The sequence below is a fragment of the Nostoc sp. NMS7 genome (assembly GCF_017115085.1).
Classification (GTDB): Bacteria; Cyanobacteriota; Cyanobacteriia; order Cyanobacteriales; family Nostocaceae; genus Nostoc.
In genome coordinates, this window is the sequence record NZ_JABXKJ010000107.1 from 18,227 (window position 1) to 33,398 (window position 15,172).

Genomic DNA, 15,172 nt, shown 5'->3' on the forward strand with positions numbered 1-15,172 from the left:
TTGGTTTATTTTTTCCTTTTTTCAGCCAAATTTAAGGGTGTGGCAGACCAAGCGGGCAATCATCAGTGCTTCATCTGTGTGAATTACGCGGACGGGAACCCTGCTGGTCTGTGCAGAAATCACGTCCTCATTCGCTGCGTTTCGCTTTGCTTCGAGTTCGATGCCAAGGAAACCCAGCCCATCGCAAATCCGGGCGCGGACTGTGGGGGCATTCTCCCCGATGCCCCCTGCGAACACCAATGTGTCCACTCCGCCCAATGCCGCCGCGAATGCGCCGATCCATTTCTTGACCTGGTAGCAAAATAGGGCGATCGCGATCGCCGCCCGCTCGTCCTGCATTTCCTGATCGAGCAAGTCATGCATATCAGAACTGATTTCGGATATTCCCAGCAAGCCGGACTGGAAATTAACCATCTCGTTGAATTGCTTCGCGCTCATTTGTTCAGTACGCGCCAGATACCAAACTAGTCCCGGATCGAGATCGCCAGAACGGGTACTCATCGGCAATCCGGCGGTCGGCGTAAAACTCATGCTAGTGTCCACGGGTTTGCCGTCATGCACCGCCGCCAAGCTTGCGCCATTTCCGAGGTGAGCGAGGATAACCCGACCTTGTGCTGCTGCCGTTCCGTCCAGGCGGGCTAGTTCTCCCATCAGGAACGAGTATGACAACCCATGAAACCCGTAGCGTCGTACACCCTGCGCCTCATAGCGACGCGGGATCGGTAACAGTCGAGCCACAAGCGGCAAATCATGGTGAAAAGCCGTGTCAAAGCAGGCCACTTGGGGCAGATTTGGAAATCGCTGATGAAATGCCTCGGTCAACAATATCTCTTCCGGCAGATGCTCAGGGTCGAATGGACTTAGCTGATGCAGTTCCTCAATCATTTCCGCAGTAATTCGCTGCGGCTGGCTATACTTGGGTCCCCCATGCACCACGCGATGCCCTACGGCGCTCAAGGCATCACGCCCACTATGTTTTTCAATCCAATCCATCAGAGCGTCCACTGCCGCCGTGTGATCCGGTGCCGACACTAACCGCGAAAAGTTGTCCGCCGGGTTCAAGCCTTTTACCTGCAAACTGGCAGCCGGCAGCCCAATCCGCTCAATCCCGCCCTCCAGAATCCGTTGGAGGGAGTCGCCGGACTCGAACAGCGCAAACTTGATGCTCGACGAGCCGCCATTAATCGTCAGGATGTGCGGGTTAGCTGGTTTCATTTGGCCTCCGTGAACGCTGTCTGCAACCCTTGATCGTGCGTGCATCGAGCCAGAAGAATGACGCTCGATCGCGGTTTCAAAGAGTAATTGTCTGGATTTTCCCAATGCGGTTCCTCACCCGCAGCGAACAGGTCTTGTGGCGCAACGCATCCAGTATCGATGGCTAGATGCCACCGAGTCTCTGGCAGTAGAGGGGGCAACCGAAAATCGATCGCATCGACACTGGCATTGAACAACAGACAAAGTGCGTGCTGCTCATCTTCATGGATCAGACAGGCAAACTGCTTTGCTTGGGGGTCAGTCCAATTGGGCAAGCCTCCTTGCGGGCCAAACCACTGGATCTCAGCATCCGTATAGAATTTCTCCTGACTCAGAATGGGATGGGCACACCGAAAGACAATCATGCCACAGGTGAAACGAAAAATCTCCTGGTGCTGTTCCAGACAACTCCAGTCATACCAACTCGTGGCGTTGTCCTGGCAGTAGGCGTTGTTGTTGCCGCCTTGTGTGCGACGAAATTCGTCCCCGCCGAGCAGCATCGGCACACCGCGCGATATCAGCAGGGTCAGCAGAAAATTCTTGATCTGGCGTTTTCTGATGGACGCGATGGCTACGCCCGCCGCAGGCATCGCGGCATCTGTTGTCTCGCCTTCAACTCCGTAGTTCTCGCTAAAGTTGGTATCAGTCCCATCCTGGCTGTTCTCTCCATTCGCTTCATTATGCTTATGGCCATAGCTCACCAGGTCGTTGAGAGTGAAACCGTCGTGGCAGGTGACGAAATTGATGCTGCCTTCAGGTCCTTTGCCGGACTTGGTATAGATATCGGCGCTGCCACAGATCCGGGTGGCAAACAAACCGAGCATCCCCTCATCGCCACGCCAGAAACGCCGAACATCGTCTCGATACCGCCCGTTCCACTCTGCCCAGCGCCGCTCTGAAAAGCTACCCACTTGATATGCACCACCGGCATCCCATGCCTCGGCAATGATTTTCACGTCTCTTAAGATCGGGTCTTCGGCGATCCGTTCGAGCAGAGGGGCATTAGCTAATAACTTGCCGGTACCGTCCCGTCCAAGAACCGATGCCAAGTCAAACCGGAATCCATCCACATGCATCTCGACCATCCAATAACGAAGCGCGGCCAAGATGTGGTCTCGCACCACGGGATGATTAGCATTGACGGTGTTGCCTGTGCCTGTGTAGTTCTTATAGTAGCGTTTGTCCTCCGCTAGCGTGTAGGCGATCGCGTTAGCTATTCCGCGAAAACAGAGCGTTGGACCCAGTTCATTGCCCTCTGCTGTATGATTGAACACTACATCCAGGATTACTTCGATATCGGCCTTGTGCAAAGCCCGAACCATTTCCTTGAACTCTAGCTTCTGCTGGCCTAAACCGCCTGAACTGCTGTAGGAGGCTTTGGGTGCAAAGAAAACCACGGGATCGTAACCCCAGTAATTCCTGAGCAGTTGATTGGTTTGCGGATTCCGGCGCGGGATAGGAGTATCATTGAACTCCTGGACGGGCATCAGTTCTACAGCCGTCACTCCCAGGGTTTTGAGATAGGGAATCTTTTCCATCAGACCTCGGTAGGTGCCCGGATGATCGACGCCCGACTTGGGATGAATGGTAAAGCCACGAATATGCATTTCGTAAATAATGGTCTTCGACCACGGATGCCGGGGTGGACAGTCTCCATCCCACTCGAAGGACTCGTTGAGAAAGACACATTTTGGCATCGACTTGGCATTGTCTACCTTTGAGAAAGACAGGTCTGGCTCTGATGCCAAGGGGTCATAGCCGCGTGCCGTGGCGAAATCCCACGGAGGCAGTTGCGAAACCGCGATCGCACAGGGATCGAGGAGAAGCTTGTTGAAATTGAAACGATGGCCTTCACTGGGTTCGTAGGCTCCATCCACGCGGTAAGCATAGAATTGGCCAGAAACGATTCCCTCCACCCAAACGTGCCAGACATCGCCGGTGCGATTACACGCTGAATCGAGATCGATTGACCTGGTAGGCACTGCGTCTTCAGGATGGTCAAACAACTCTAGTCGAACGCGGGTGGCATCACGGCTAAAAATGGCGAAATTCACCCCTCCTCCAGTTTCCTGGGTTCCAAAAGGCAAAGGAGATCCCACCCGCACGCCAGCGCGTGCGGATATCTCCGAGATATAATCGTGCAGATCATGTGAAGGATCTTTCATTGGTAGTCTGCCCAGAGATGGGAAATTAGCACCCACGGATTAAACCAATTCGCAATTCGCAATTCGCAATTCGCAATTACGTTTTGTGACGGGGATTTAGACCACGACACAAAATGCGCTGCCTGTAGAGACACTTGACTTAAACCCCCAAAGTTCGTTAAGGGTTTGCGATTAATTTAGTGCCATTTGGCTCTACAACATCCCTCATTGATTGAATGCCTTCTTGCTTTCTGATCTCGCTTTTCTCCTGCCCCAATCCCATAGTCAAGGCTGTCATCCCGGCAAGACCCCCTAGTTGCATAGTTTCTACGGCTGTGCTGGGTACAATGACAATCGTGGCATTGTCCTTCAAACCCTCATAAAGCATATTCATCGCCCTCAAATGCAGAGCCACAGGGTTGTTGATATAGGTCTTAGCCGCTTCCCCAAATTTCTCTGCCACCTGTCGCTCAGAATCTCCGAGAATCACACGCGCCTGACGTTCTCTTTCCGCTTGAGCCTGCATCGACATCGCATCCTCCAAAGCCGAGGGAATCAGTACATCCTTAACTTCCACTGAGATAACATTGATACCCCATGACTCAGTGCGCTCGTCAATAATTTTCTGCAAATCCTTACTAATCTTCTCTCTGCCTTCCAGCATATCTGATAGCATGGTCTTGCCGATGACATCCCGCAGAGCCGTTTGGGAGGCCCAACTAATAGCACTTTTATAGTCGGCGACATCCAGAGCTGCTTTCTTAGGATCTACAACCTTCCAAAACAAAACTGCATCTACGTCAACCGGCACCGTATCCTTAGTCAAAGTCTTCTCCGCCTGGAAAGAAGCGGTGATCACGCGAGTGTCAATCCGGTAAGGTATGGTGTCAATGATCGGAATAATGAAAACGAGTCCCGGTCCTTTGAGAGCGAAGAATTTTCCTAACCGCAATACCACCAATCTTTCCCACTCATTCGCCACCTTAATAGCGCTCGAAAGAATTGAAGCTAACACACCTCCAACACCAATAATTACCATTAAAAGTAGTAATGGGTTAGTAGTGTAATACGGGACGGAGTTTTGCATAAATAATGACGAATTTACCGTGCTTTGGGATGTACTCGCTATAAGCTTTCCCGCTCGAAGTTGATAGCCAAATAATGGATAAGAGCTGATTGTTTTCATTTCAATTACCTTGATGAGTTAGACACTTGAATTCGATAACCGTGATTCGTTTTTTCTGAACTAGTAGTCTGTCAATTTTGTTTTGAGGGGTTTTTGGTAGTGCGGGCATCTTGCCCGTGTGAGCGTCTCGCTCACACTACTTTTGACTTCCGCCTTGCGGCAATCCTCCATGCAAAAATTAATCATCGCTGCCACAGGATTCGTGTATCTTCCAGTGGAATCGCAACGCCGTCACAGTATGGTACAATACGCAGTGTATATTCTGTGGCTGGGCGTGTTGCGGATACTTGCGTGTTAAAGATGTAACCGTTTCCCGTGGTCAATGGCTGACCGCGCTTCATTTCCTGTCGCGACCTGTTGCCGCCGTTCACTCCGTTGGCGTATAATTCTACCCGTACACTCTTTGGGTCAAGGCTACCGAAAAACACTTCAACTGTGAATGTGTGTCCTTGTGCGTCGCTCACAACCTTGATTTCGCCGAAGTGCAACGAAGCCCATTGATCTTGCAGAGTGTGCTGCCAATGGACGATTTGCCTGCCTACTTCGCTGTTGTTCGCGGCGCGATCGCGGTAGGCAGTGGCAGCCGGAAGGTAGTGTTGCTCAGTATATTCACGTACCGAATGGGTGGCGGAAAAGCGGGGTGTCAACTGCGCCATACTTTCTCGCATCCGCTTGACCCATGCTGTGGGGATGCCTCTGTCGTCTCGGGTGTAAAACTCCGGGATCACTTCCTGCTCTAGCAGCTCATAGAGCGCGTTGGCTTCTACTGCGTCCCAAGCGGGATCTTCGCCATGCTCCTGACCGTCCCCCAACGCCCAGCCAACTTCAGGATTGTAGGCTTCCGCCCACCAGCCATCCAACTCAGATAAATTGATGCCGCCATTGACAAGCACCTTCATGCCACTCGTCCCGCAAGCTTCCCAAGGTCGCCGGGGCGTGTTGATCCAGACATCCACCCCTTGCACCAGGTGTTCGGTTAGAAGCATATCATAGTCACTGAGAAAGATCACATGGGGGCGCACCTCAGGTTGCCGGATGAAACGTACCCATTCTTGAATCAGGGCTTGCCCCCCCTGGTCTGCCGGATGCGCCTTGCCAGCAATGATGAGTTGCACGGGATGCTGCGGATTGGTCAAGATACGAAGCAGGCGATCGCGATCGTGCAGCAGTAAGTTTGGTCTCTTGTAGGTAGCGAAGCGACGTGCAAAGCCCAAGGTTAATGCATTGGGACTAAACAGATGGTTCGCCCCATTAATCGCCTCCGGCGTGTCGTTGGAGACGATCAATTGCTGGGACAAGCGTTGGCGGGCGTATTCAACCAGAGACTTGCTGGCGGCTGTCCGAAACTGCCAGAGTGTGGAGTCGGAGACGCGGCGAATGTCCTGCCCCAGGTTTTCCGTCGTGCCCAGCCAGCGCTCCTTTCCACAGACTCCCGTCCACAGATCATCGGCGGGAGCCGAGTCCCAGCTTGGCATGTGGACTCCGTTGGTTACGTGTCCGATCGGTACTTCGTCCTCCGGCCAGTGTGGAAAGAGCGGCGTGAAAATGCGCCGGCTCACCTGACCGTGTAAGCGACTCACCCCATTAACCGCCCCGCTTCCACGGATTGCCAAATAGGCCATGTTGAAACTCTCTGATGAGTCATTTGGATTCTGGCGGCCTAGTCCCAGCAAATCGTGGACTGTAATGCCCAGCTTGTCTTGGGCATACCGACCAAGGTATTGCTCGATGAGAGCCGGAGCAAAACGGTCAAAGCCAGCAGTCACCGCCGTGTGGGTGGTGAAAAGGTTCCCCGATCGCGTGACCGCCAGTGCGACCTCAAAAGGCTGCCCGGTCTCGTTCATAAAAGTTCTGGCTCGTTCTAAAATGGCGAATGCCGCGTGGCCTTCATTGAGATGGCAGACTTCCGGCTGGATGTCGAGGGCATCAAGCAGTCGCCAGCCGCCAATACCGAGCAGCATTTCTTGCTTGAGGCGTAACTCCGGTCCGCCGCCATACAGTTCGCTGGTAATGCCTCGATGGGCAGGAAAGTTTGCGGCGTCATTGCTGTCTAGCAGGTAAAGCTTCACGCTGCCAACTTGTACCTCCCAGGCGCGTAGCCAAACCGAGTAACCGGGCAAGACAATCTCCAACCGCAACCACTCGCCATTTGGGTGGCGCAAGGGTGCGATCGGTAACTGTCCGGGATCGTTGTAGGGATAAAGGGCTTGCTGTGCGCCGTCCTTGTCAATCACCTGACGAAAATAGCCCTGTTGGTAAAGCAATCCCACAGCAACCACCGGTACACCCAGGTCACTGGCGGCTTTGAGCTGATCTCCGGCGACATTGCCGAGTCCGCCTGAGTAAATGGGCAATGCTTCACTCAACATGAATTCCATGCTGAAATACGCGACACATTTCAATGGAGAGTGCGGATACCGTTGCTGAAACCAGGCTAGTGCAGTTGCCTCCTGACGCCTGATTTGCAACAAGTCATCTACATTCTTAGAGAAGGCTGGATTGGCTAGCGCCCTCTGGAGTTTGTCCCTTGAGACAGTCTGTAAGACCACCCAAGGGTTTTGAGTCAACTCCCAAAGTGCAGGATCAAGCTGCCGCCAGACTTCATCGGTAGCATGGTTCCATGACCAACGCAGATCCAAAGCTAGTTCGGCAAGGGAATCGAACCCCTCGACATCTGTCGGTAAAAAACGGTTGTTCCACGTACTGAAAGGTGTTTCTTGGCTCATGGGTTCTCCTTTGGGTTTGCCTTGGATGCAGTCTCCAACTTCTGTGGGGATGCCACCAAAGCAGTGCTGACAATCGTCTGTGCTTCTTCCAGGATGTGGCGCAGATGCTCTGTTCCTTGGAAGCTCTCTGCATAAATCTTGTAGATGTCCTCGGTTCCTGACGGACGTGCCGCGAACCATCCGCTTTCGGTCATCACTTTCAACCCACCAATGGCAGCACCGTTGCCTGGTGCATGGGTAAGTACCCTCTGGATTTTTTCGCCCGCCAGTTCGGTGAGCGTCACCTGTTGTGGTGAGAGATTTGCCAACTTTTCCTTTTGCTCTGGAGTGGCGGGTGTTTGAACGCGATCGTAGACAGGTTCACCGAATTCGTGCGTGAGTTCGCGGTAGATTTCGCCGAGATCGTGGTCTGTCCGCGCTATGATTTCCGCCGCCAGCAAACAAGGAACGAATCCGTCCTTGTCCGTCGTCCAGACGCTGCCATCCAGACGAGCGAACACCGAACCCGCGCTCTCTTCTCCCGCAAATCCCAGTGAGCCATCTAGCAATCCTCCCACAAACCACTTGAAACCGACCGGCACCTCGAAAAGCTGCCGGTCAAGTTTGGCGGTTATCCGGTCAATCATCTGGCTGCTCACTACCGTTTTGCCGATCGCAGCTTCCTTGTGCCACTTCGGCCTGTTTTGAAAAAGATAGAAAATTGCCACGCAGAGGTCGTGATTAGGCGGCAGCAATCCTTCGCTTCTGGTGACAATTCCATGTCGGTCGTAGTCGGTGTCGCAGGCGAAGGAAAGATCAAAGCGATCCTTCATCTCGATCAGTGGTTGCATCGCATAGGGCGAAGACGGGTCCATGCGAATCTGTCCATCCCAATCCACCGTCATAAAACGAAAGGTGGGATCGACCGTCTCGTTGATAATGGTCAGGTTTAAACCATGTTGCTCCGCAATCCTCGCCCAGTAATGGACACCAGCACCGCCAAGGGGATCAACGCCGAGACATATCTTGGCGCTGCGAATGATATCCAGGTCGATTACATTGCCCAGGTCGTTGACGTATGCGGTCAGATAGTCGTGTCGATGCGTCGTGGCACTGTGTAGAGCCTGTTCGTAGGGAATTCGTTTCACTCCTTGGAGTCGGGCTTCCAGCAGCGCATTCGCCGTTCCTTCAATCCAACCAGTGATTATGTTGTCGGCTGGCCCACCCGGCGGCGGGTTATATTTGAAGCCACCGTCATGGGGCGGATTGTGGGAGGGTGTGATCACAATCCCGTCAGCGAATCCGCTTTTGCGATCGCGATTGTAAGTCAAAATCGCATGAGAAATTACTGGGGTTGGGGTATATTCGTCCCCAACGGCGATCATCACTTCGACTCCATTTGCTGTCAGTACCTCAAGTGCAGTAGCGCCAGCCGGAACAGAGAGCGCGTGCGTATCCATACCGAGATACAGAGGACCAGCGATTTTTTGTTGCGTGCGATAGAGGCAAATCGCCTGAGTAATTGCCAGGATGTGCCATTCGTTGAAAGCCCGTTTGAAGGACGAGCCGCGATGACCAGATGTGCCAAAGGACACTCGCTGTTCCGGTACTGATGGGTCGGGAACCTCGGTGTAGTAGGCGGTGATCAGCCGTGGCACATCGACTAGTATTTCCAGTGGTGCCAGCTTTCCGGCCAGGGGACTGATTTTCATGACGCTTTCCTCAAAGTCCGTGATGGAGTTATACCAATTCGCAATTCGCAATTCGCAATTAATAAACCTAGATGCACCAAGGTTTTCATGGTTTACATCTGCATCAAATTTTTCGTGAAATGGTATTAGTCTCCGTTAAAGGATTGTGGTCTTTATTTCTGACTCTCAAGCATTTCCTTTGCTTGCAAAAGTTCCTGGTGTTTTGCTTCGCTGACCTTGGGATAGTTGAGATTGAGTGCCTTCAATTGGGCATAAATGATGCCTGCTACCACAAGGCGAGTAAACCATTTGTGATCTGCTGGGATTACATACCAGGGTGCCCATTCTGTGCTGGTGTGATTAAACATTTCTTCATAGGCAACCATATAGTCGTGCCAAAACGTGCGCTCTCTCGCATCATTAACAGAGAACTTCCAGTTTTTCTCAGGAAGTTCAATCCGTTCTAGAAAGCGTTTTTTTTGCTCTTCTTTAGACACATTCAGGAAAAACTTGAGGATGATAGTCCCGTTGCTACTCAGATATTTCTCAAAGTTGTTGATTTCCTCATAGCGACGTTGCCAAATATGCTTATCGATCAAGTTAGGCGGAATTTGTCGCTGCTCCAGAATTTCTGGATGAACTCGTGTTACTAAGATTTCTTCATAATTAGAGCGATTAAAAATGCCAATTTCTCCTCGTTCTGGTAAAGCTCTGGAACATCGCCATAAATAGTCATGATCCAACTCTTCCCCAGCAGGAACTTTGAAACTATGCACCTGACAGCCTTGAGGATTGATACCCGACATCACATGTTTGATGGTACTGTCTTTACCAGCAGCATCCATTGCCTGGAAAATAATGAGCAAGGCATAAGTATCTTGGGCATAAAGCATATCCTGATATTTTGCTAAAGCTTCAATACCTTCTTGTAGTTCACTTTCAGCTTCAGACTTCTTTAGATAATGGGCTTTGTAAGCTGGGTCATGGTCTTTGGCAAGGGAAATTTTCTGCCCTGGTGGAACAATAAAGGGACGAATCAAATCGTCAAGTTTTTTGATCGGAAATGGGTTTAATGATGAATCATTGTGGCTATGTTTATCGGTCATAGGTTTAACGCTCAACTGTCTAAGGTCAATAGCACTAAAATCTGGCTTTCCTGTAGTGCCGAATCAGGGTATTGGTTGAACTATCGTGCTTGAGTCGGTTTTTGTCCTCAGTCTCAAGTTCAGGAATGATGCGCGCGGCAAGGGCTTTCCCCAATTCGACCCCCCATTGGTCAAAGGAGTCAATGTCCCAAATAGCACCTTGAGTGAAGACGCTGTGTTCGTACAGTGCGACGAGCTTGCCCAACGCCGCCGGAGTCAGCCGTTCCAGGAGGATCGTGCTGGATGGACGGTTGCCCTCGAAGGTTTGGTGCGGCACTAGCCATGCTGGTATGCTCTCAGCTTGTACCTCCTGGGGCGTTTTGCCAAAAGCCAGCGCCTCTGCCTGGGCAAACATGTTGGCCAAGAGTAAATCATGGTGGTGTCCAAGAGGATTAAGCGGCTGAGTAAACCCGATGAAGTCGCAGGGGATGAGCTTGGTTCCCTGATGAATCAGTTGGTAGAAGGAATGCTGCCCATTAGTACCCGGCTCCCCCCAATAGATTGGCCCAGTTTGGTAGACGACCTCAGTCCCATCCTGCGTGACGTGCTTACCATTACTCTCCATCGTCAACTGCTGGAGATAAGCGCTTAAGCGCTTCAAGTAATGCTCATAGGGAAGAACCGCCATTGTTTGTACATCAAAGAAATTGTTGTACCAGAGAACCAGCAGACCCATGAGTACTGGTAAGTTGCGATGGAAAGGAGCCGTGCGGAAATGCTCATCCATCTGGTGGAAACCGTCCAGCATGGCGCGAAAAGCTTCGGAACCAATGGCGATCATTGTCGAGAGACCAATGGCCGAGTCCATTGAGTACCGTCCGCCAACCCAATCCCAAAACTCGAACATATTGGCGGTGTCGATGCCGAACTGAGCCACCGCTTCGACGTTGGTCGAGACTGCCACGAAATGTCTAGCAACCGCATCGGGATGCTTCAATGTCTTCAGGAGCCAGTCGCGGGCTGTGTGGGCGTTGGTCATCGTCTCCAGGGTCGTAAACGTCTTCGACGCGATGATGAACAGCGTCTCCTCGGCATCGAGGTCGCGGGTGGCTTCGATAAAATCGGTGCCGTCGATGTTGGAGATGAAGCGGAAGGTTAGGTCGCGCTGGCTGTAATGGCGCAATGCTTCATAGGCCATCACCGGTCCCAGGTCAGATCCACCGATGCCAATATTGACGATGTTGCGGATACGCTTGCCCGTGTAGCCCTTCCACTCTCCACTGCGTACCTGAGTGGAACAGTCAGCCATCTTATCCAGCACGGCGTGAACCCCAGGCACAACGTCCTCGCCGTCCACGACGATGGTTTGCCCTTTGGGGGCACGCAGGGCGATGTGCAGAACTGCCCGCTTTTCTGTGACGTTAATTTTGTCCCCGCGAAACATGGCATCAATGCGCGATCGCAGACCGGACTCTGCCGCCAATTGCAGCAAGAGCGTCAGCGTCTCATCCGTGATCCGGTGCTTTGAATAGTCGAAGTAGATGCCGATCGCCTCAATTGTCATGCGCTCCCCGCGCGTTGGATCGTCTGCAAATAACTGCCGCAGATGCAACTCTTGGACTTTCACGTAATGGGCTTCGAGGGCTTGCCATGCCACGCGCTGGGTAAGGGGGATGATTGTTGTCATGCTGCCTCTACTTGGCTTTGCGTTTGACTAATTCCTGCCTGAACAATGGCTAAAAACTGCTCGGCATTCAGGCTGTCGCCGCCAATGAGTACACCGTCCACACCGGGTTGCTTCAGGAACGTGTCGGCGTTCTTCGGATTGACGCTGCCGCCGTAGTGGATGGCAAGCGTCTGAGCCGATCGCTCCCCGAACATCTGACCGAAGCAATGCCGAATGAGGGCGTGCGTTTCCTGAGCCTGCTGAGGGGTGGCGTGATGTCCGCTACTGCCGATCGCCCAGACTGGTTCGTAGGCGATGCTCAGGTGGGTTAAGGTAGCTGCCGACAGTCCGTCCAAGCCCTGAAACAGTTGCCGATCGAGTACTGTTTTGGTCTGGTTTGCCTGGCGTTGTTCTAGAGTTTCGCCGATGCAGAAGATTGCATCGAGTCCGGCGGACAGGGCAACCCTTACCTTGTGGTTGATGAACGCATCGGATTCGCCCAGTTTGTGGCGGCGCTCGCTGTGTCCGAGGATCACGTACTGGCAGCCGAGATCAAGGAGCATGGTTGGGCTAACCTCGCCGGTGAACGGTCCTTCTTTATCGGGATAGAGGTTCTGTGCGCCGAGCGCAATCCGGCTGCCCTTGAGAATCTCCCCGACTAGGGACAGATAAGGAAAAGGTGGACAGACCGCAACGGTAACACTGTCCTCAATGCCCATGCCATCCACTATCGCCTGGGACAGATGTCTGGCTTCAGCTGCGGTGGTATACATCTTCCAGTTACCAATAACAAATTTCTGAGTCATGGCCGGTTTCCCTTGGTTGTTTACAGAAGCTTTTGGCAGTTAAGTATTTCATGAGAGGCAGCATTCCACAAAGCGATAACTGGCACTGTGGGGTGGTGGGGGTCGAAGGCGAAAATACTGATTGATGCCGTGCCAAGGGGGAAATGCTGCGCTTCGACCACCGTTAACCCGATCCAGCGTGCAGCTAGAACGCCGCCGAACTGACCGTGGGAAAAGAGGGCGATATTGCCATCCAGGTCACGCAGACGAGCGATAAGTCGATCGGCGCGATCGCAAATTTGGGTGGGCATTTCACCGTGCGGACAACCGTCCCGAAAAACATTCCAGTCCGGGCGCTCCTTGCGGATATCCACGGATTTCTGCCCTTCGTAATCGCCATAGTCCCATTCGACCAGATCCGGTTCAATTTCCGGGACTTGATCCAGCCCGACCAACGCACAGGTTTGTTGGGCGCGTTTGAGTGGGCTGGTCAGCACATGGGAAAACTGGATATCCCGGAGGTGCTTGCCAAGTTCCCGTGCCTCGGACTCGCCGTTTGCAGTCAACGGAATATCCGTGCGACCTGTGTGCCGACGGTCGAGCGACCACTCGGTTTCGCCGTGCCGAATCAGGTAAAGGCGTAGGGGGGTAGGTATACTTGTTTTCATACTCCCGTCCCTTCCATCGCGGCATTGTATTCGCCTCGACGCGCCGCCCAATTGCACTTAGCTCGATGCAACAAAGCCTGCTGTGCCTTTGACACATTCGCCTCTTTGCCTTGCCAAAGCTCCAAAGCTGGTTGCTGGATAGCGCGGGCGAAGGAAAACGCTAATGCCCAGGGCGATCGCGATTTGAATTTAAGATTCATAGCATTCAAACGAGCCGAAGCCAGTTCACCGGATTGACCGCCCGACAAGAACGCAATTCCCGGAACGGCAGCTGGGACTGCCCGCAAAAGACAGTTCACCGTGGCATCAGCCACCTCGTCCACCGATTCTTGTTGAGAACAAGTCAATCCCGGAAGCACCATATTCGGCTTCAGGATCATGCCCTCCAACATCACCCTTTGCCTGTAGAGTTGTTTGAAGACAGTTCGCAGGACTTCCTCCGTTACCTCGCCGCACCGTGACAGGCTATGCACTCCGTCCATCAGCACTTCCGGCTCGACAATCGATACTAGTCCGGCTTCTTGGCACAACGCAGCATAGCGAGCCAACGCCTGGGCGTTGGCCTCGATGCAACCCCGGCTGGGAATGCCATCGGCGATGGTAATCACCGCGCGCCACTTGGCAAAACGAGCGCCCATTTGAAAATATTCCTTGAGGCGATCGCGCAATCCATCCAGACCTTCGGTGATCTTTTCTCCAGGATGACCTGCCATATCCTTAGCACCGATGTCAACTTTGATGCCGGGAATGATTCCCGCATTGATGATAACTTGAACAAAGGGAGTGCCATCTGGTGTTTGCTGGTGAATCGTCTCGTCGTAGAGGATCGCGCCACTAATGTATTCACCAAGACCGGGCGTGGTGATAATCAACTCTCGATAGGCGCGTCGGGCTTCTTCGGTTTGGGGAATGCCTAACTTTGCGAATCGTTTGTTACAGGTTGGATTGCTCTCATCCATTGCCAGCAGACCCTTATTGTCAGCAACAAGCATTTTCGCGGTTTCTATCAGCTTTTGGACTTTCATTTCGGGTTGCTCCACTTTGGAAGGTGCAGCCGATCGGCACCAGAACGTTCGGCACGTTCGGCTTCTTGTCCGAAGCAAGACTGGTTGGAGGCAAGGAGGGAAGGTGCAATCATCATTTCGGCAACGTTTGATTTCATATTTTTTGCTGGCGTACAGTTAGAATGTGTGTTTGCCCTGAAGTTTCTCACTGTTGCCCGTTAAGAGTTCCTTTTCACCTCAATTCCAATGCCGCTACTTTCTGAAGACGTCGCTGGAAACGTTCATCTTGCTGGAAATGAGCAGCCAGAAATGTCTGAACCAATTCCCAGGATTCAGCATATCCGGTGACTTGTCCGCCCAGACACATCACGTTCATGTCGTCATCTTCCACCCCCTGATGAGCGGAGAATGAATCTGCGATTAACGCCGCCCGCACGCCTGCTACCTTGTTGGCAGCAACACAAGCTCCTACCCCGCTACCGCAAATGGCCAAACCGCGAAGGATTGTGCCCTTGGCCACCGCCTGGGCTAGTGGGACTACAAAATCCGGGTAGTCATCTACTTTAACCAACTCATAAGCACCAAAATCCTCAACCTCGTGACCAGCCTCCTTTAGAGCAGCCGTCAGTTGCGCTTTCAACTCAAACCCACCATGATCCGCCGCGATCCCAATGTGCATTATTTCCCCCCCAAGCCGACAAGCGGTTTCTCTATCGGTGTTGCAGCTGGTGGCGCGCAGGGCGCTCGTCGCTGGAAATGATGCCTTTTTACTCACCGCTCCACCTCGGCGAATGTTCCATCCGAATACAGCTCATAGCGCTTGCCATCCAAAACTGCGATCAACGGAAAATCACTCTCCTGTGGCTTCTCCAAAGACTGCCAGCGCCGCTCTTCCCAATCCAGTGTGAACGGAGTGTTCCGACCTTTAACTTCAATCTGGGTGGTCATGTTCGATCTCCTTGAAAAATTCCAAAAATGTAGAAA

General features: G+C 52.6%; 12 protein-coding genes. All 12 read right to left on the reverse strand.

Annotated features, from left to right (window positions below):
• Positions 1-21: 21 nt before the first annotated feature.
• The 12 genes from HWQ38_RS11250 to HWQ38_RS11305 all read right to left on the reverse strand — a co-directional run bounded on the left by HWQ38_RS11250 (position 22) and on the right by HWQ38_RS11305 (position 15,136).
• Positions 22-1,215: an acetate/propionate family kinase gene (locus HWQ38_RS11250; protein WP_292793266.1), complete on the reverse strand. Its 1,194-nt coding sequence runs from the start codon at positions 1,213-1,215 to the stop codon at positions 22-24.
• Entirely contained in the window at positions 1,212-3,419 is a 2,208-nt protein-coding gene (gene glgX / locus HWQ38_RS11255) for a glycogen debranching protein GlgX (RefSeq protein ID WP_292793268.1), read from the reverse strand. The genes HWQ38_RS11250 and glgX overlap by 4 nt, the downstream gene beginning before the upstream one ends.
• A gap of 157 nt (positions 3,420-3,576) precedes the next feature.
• Positions 3,577-4,584 (reverse strand): slipin family protein, encoded by a 1,008-nt coding sequence (locus tag HWQ38_RS11260; protein ID WP_292793270.1) that lies wholly within the window; start codon positions 4,582-4,584, stop codon positions 3,577-3,579.
• A gap of 182 nt (positions 4,585-4,766) precedes the next feature.
• Complete coding sequence (gene glgP / locus HWQ38_RS11265; protein WP_292793271.1) at positions 4,767-7,310, reverse strand: alpha-glucan family phosphorylase; 2,544 nt, start codon at positions 7,308-7,310, stop codon at positions 4,767-4,769.
• Positions 7,307-9,001 (reverse strand): phosphoglucomutase (alpha-D-glucose-1,6-bisphosphate-dependent), encoded by a 1,695-nt coding sequence (gene pgm / locus HWQ38_RS11270; protein ID WP_292793273.1) that lies wholly within the window; start codon positions 8,999-9,001, stop codon positions 7,307-7,309. The genes glgP and pgm overlap by 4 nt, the downstream gene beginning before the upstream one ends.
• A 152-nt stretch (positions 9,002-9,153) precedes the next feature.
• Positions 9,154-10,086 (reverse strand): polyphosphate kinase 2 family protein, encoded by a 933-nt coding sequence (locus HWQ38_RS11275; protein WP_292793277.1) that lies wholly within the window; start codon positions 10,084-10,086, stop codon positions 9,154-9,156.
• Positions 10,087-10,120: 34 nt separating this feature from the next.
• On the reverse strand, positions 10,121-11,752 hold the full coding sequence (pgi, locus tag HWQ38_RS11280; protein WP_292793279.1) for a glucose-6-phosphate isomerase: 1,632 nt from the start codon (positions 11,750-11,752) through the stop codon (positions 10,121-10,123).
• Complete coding sequence (tpiA, locus tag HWQ38_RS11285) at positions 11,749-12,537, reverse strand: triose-phosphate isomerase (protein WP_292793281.1); 789 nt, start codon at positions 12,535-12,537, stop codon at positions 11,749-11,751. The genes pgi and tpiA overlap by 4 nt, the downstream gene beginning before the upstream one ends.
• Positions 12,538-12,557: 20 nt before the next feature.
• A complete protein-coding gene (locus HWQ38_RS11290) occupies positions 12,558-13,184 on the reverse strand; it encodes a histidine phosphatase family protein (protein WP_292793285.1) in 627 nt (208 codons plus the stop codon).
• Complete coding sequence (locus tag HWQ38_RS11295; protein WP_292793289.1) at positions 13,181-14,209, reverse strand: class I fructose-bisphosphate aldolase; 1,029 nt, start codon at positions 14,207-14,209, stop codon at positions 13,181-13,183. Before HWQ38_RS11295 ends, HWQ38_RS11290 begins: the two co-directional genes overlap by 4 nt.
• 211 nt (positions 14,210-14,420) lie before the next feature.
• A complete protein-coding gene (locus HWQ38_RS11300; RefSeq protein ID WP_292793291.1) occupies positions 14,421-14,963 on the reverse strand; it encodes an RpiB/LacA/LacB family sugar-phosphate isomerase in 543 nt (180 codons plus the stop codon).
• Positions 14,960-15,136, reverse strand: coding sequence for a hypothetical protein (locus HWQ38_RS11305; protein WP_292793293.1), 177 nt, complete (start codon positions 15,134-15,136; stop codon positions 14,960-14,962). The genes HWQ38_RS11300 and HWQ38_RS11305 overlap by 4 nt, the downstream gene beginning before the upstream one ends.
• Between the last annotated feature and the right edge of the window lie 36 nt (positions 15,137-15,172).

Bases quoted from the DNA above. Each gene is read 5' to 3' on its own strand.
- HWQ38_RS11250 (WP_292793266.1), bottom strand. From the start codon at position 1,215: ATGAAACCAGCTAACCCGCACATCCTGACGATTAATGGCGGCTCGTCG.
- glgX (WP_292793268.1), bottom strand. From the start codon at position 3,419: ATGAAAGATCCTTCACATGATCTGCACGATTATATCTCGGAGATATCC.
- HWQ38_RS11260 (WP_292793270.1), bottom strand. From the start codon at position 4,584: ATGAAAACAATCAGCTCTTATCCATTATTTGGCTATCAACTTCGAGCG.
- glgP (WP_292793271.1), bottom strand. From the start codon at position 7,310: ATGAGCCAAGAAACACCTTTCAGTACGTGGAACAACCGTTTTTTACCG.
- pgm (WP_292793273.1), bottom strand. From the start codon at position 9,001: ATGAAAATCAGTCCCCTGGCCGGAAAGCTGGCACCACTGGAAATACTA.
- HWQ38_RS11275 (WP_292793277.1), bottom strand. From the start codon at position 10,086: ATGACCGATAAACATAGCCACAATGATTCATCATTAAACCCATTTCCG.
- pgi (WP_292793279.1), bottom strand. From the start codon at position 11,752: ATGACAACAATCATCCCCCTTACCCAGCGCGTGGCATGGCAAGCCCTC.
- tpiA (WP_292793281.1), bottom strand. From the start codon at position 12,537: ATGACTCAGAAATTTGTTATTGGTAACTGGAAGATGTATACCACCGCA.
- HWQ38_RS11290 (WP_292793285.1), bottom strand. From the start codon at position 13,184: ATGAAAACAAGTATACCTACCCCCCTACGCCTTTACCTGATTCGGCAC.
- HWQ38_RS11295 (WP_292793289.1), bottom strand. From the start codon at position 14,209: ATGAAAGTCCAAAAGCTGATAGAAACCGCGAAAATGCTTGTTGCTGAC.
- HWQ38_RS11305 (WP_292793293.1), bottom strand. From the start codon at position 15,136: ATGACCACCCAGATTGAAGTTAAAGGTCGGAACACTCCGTTCACACTG.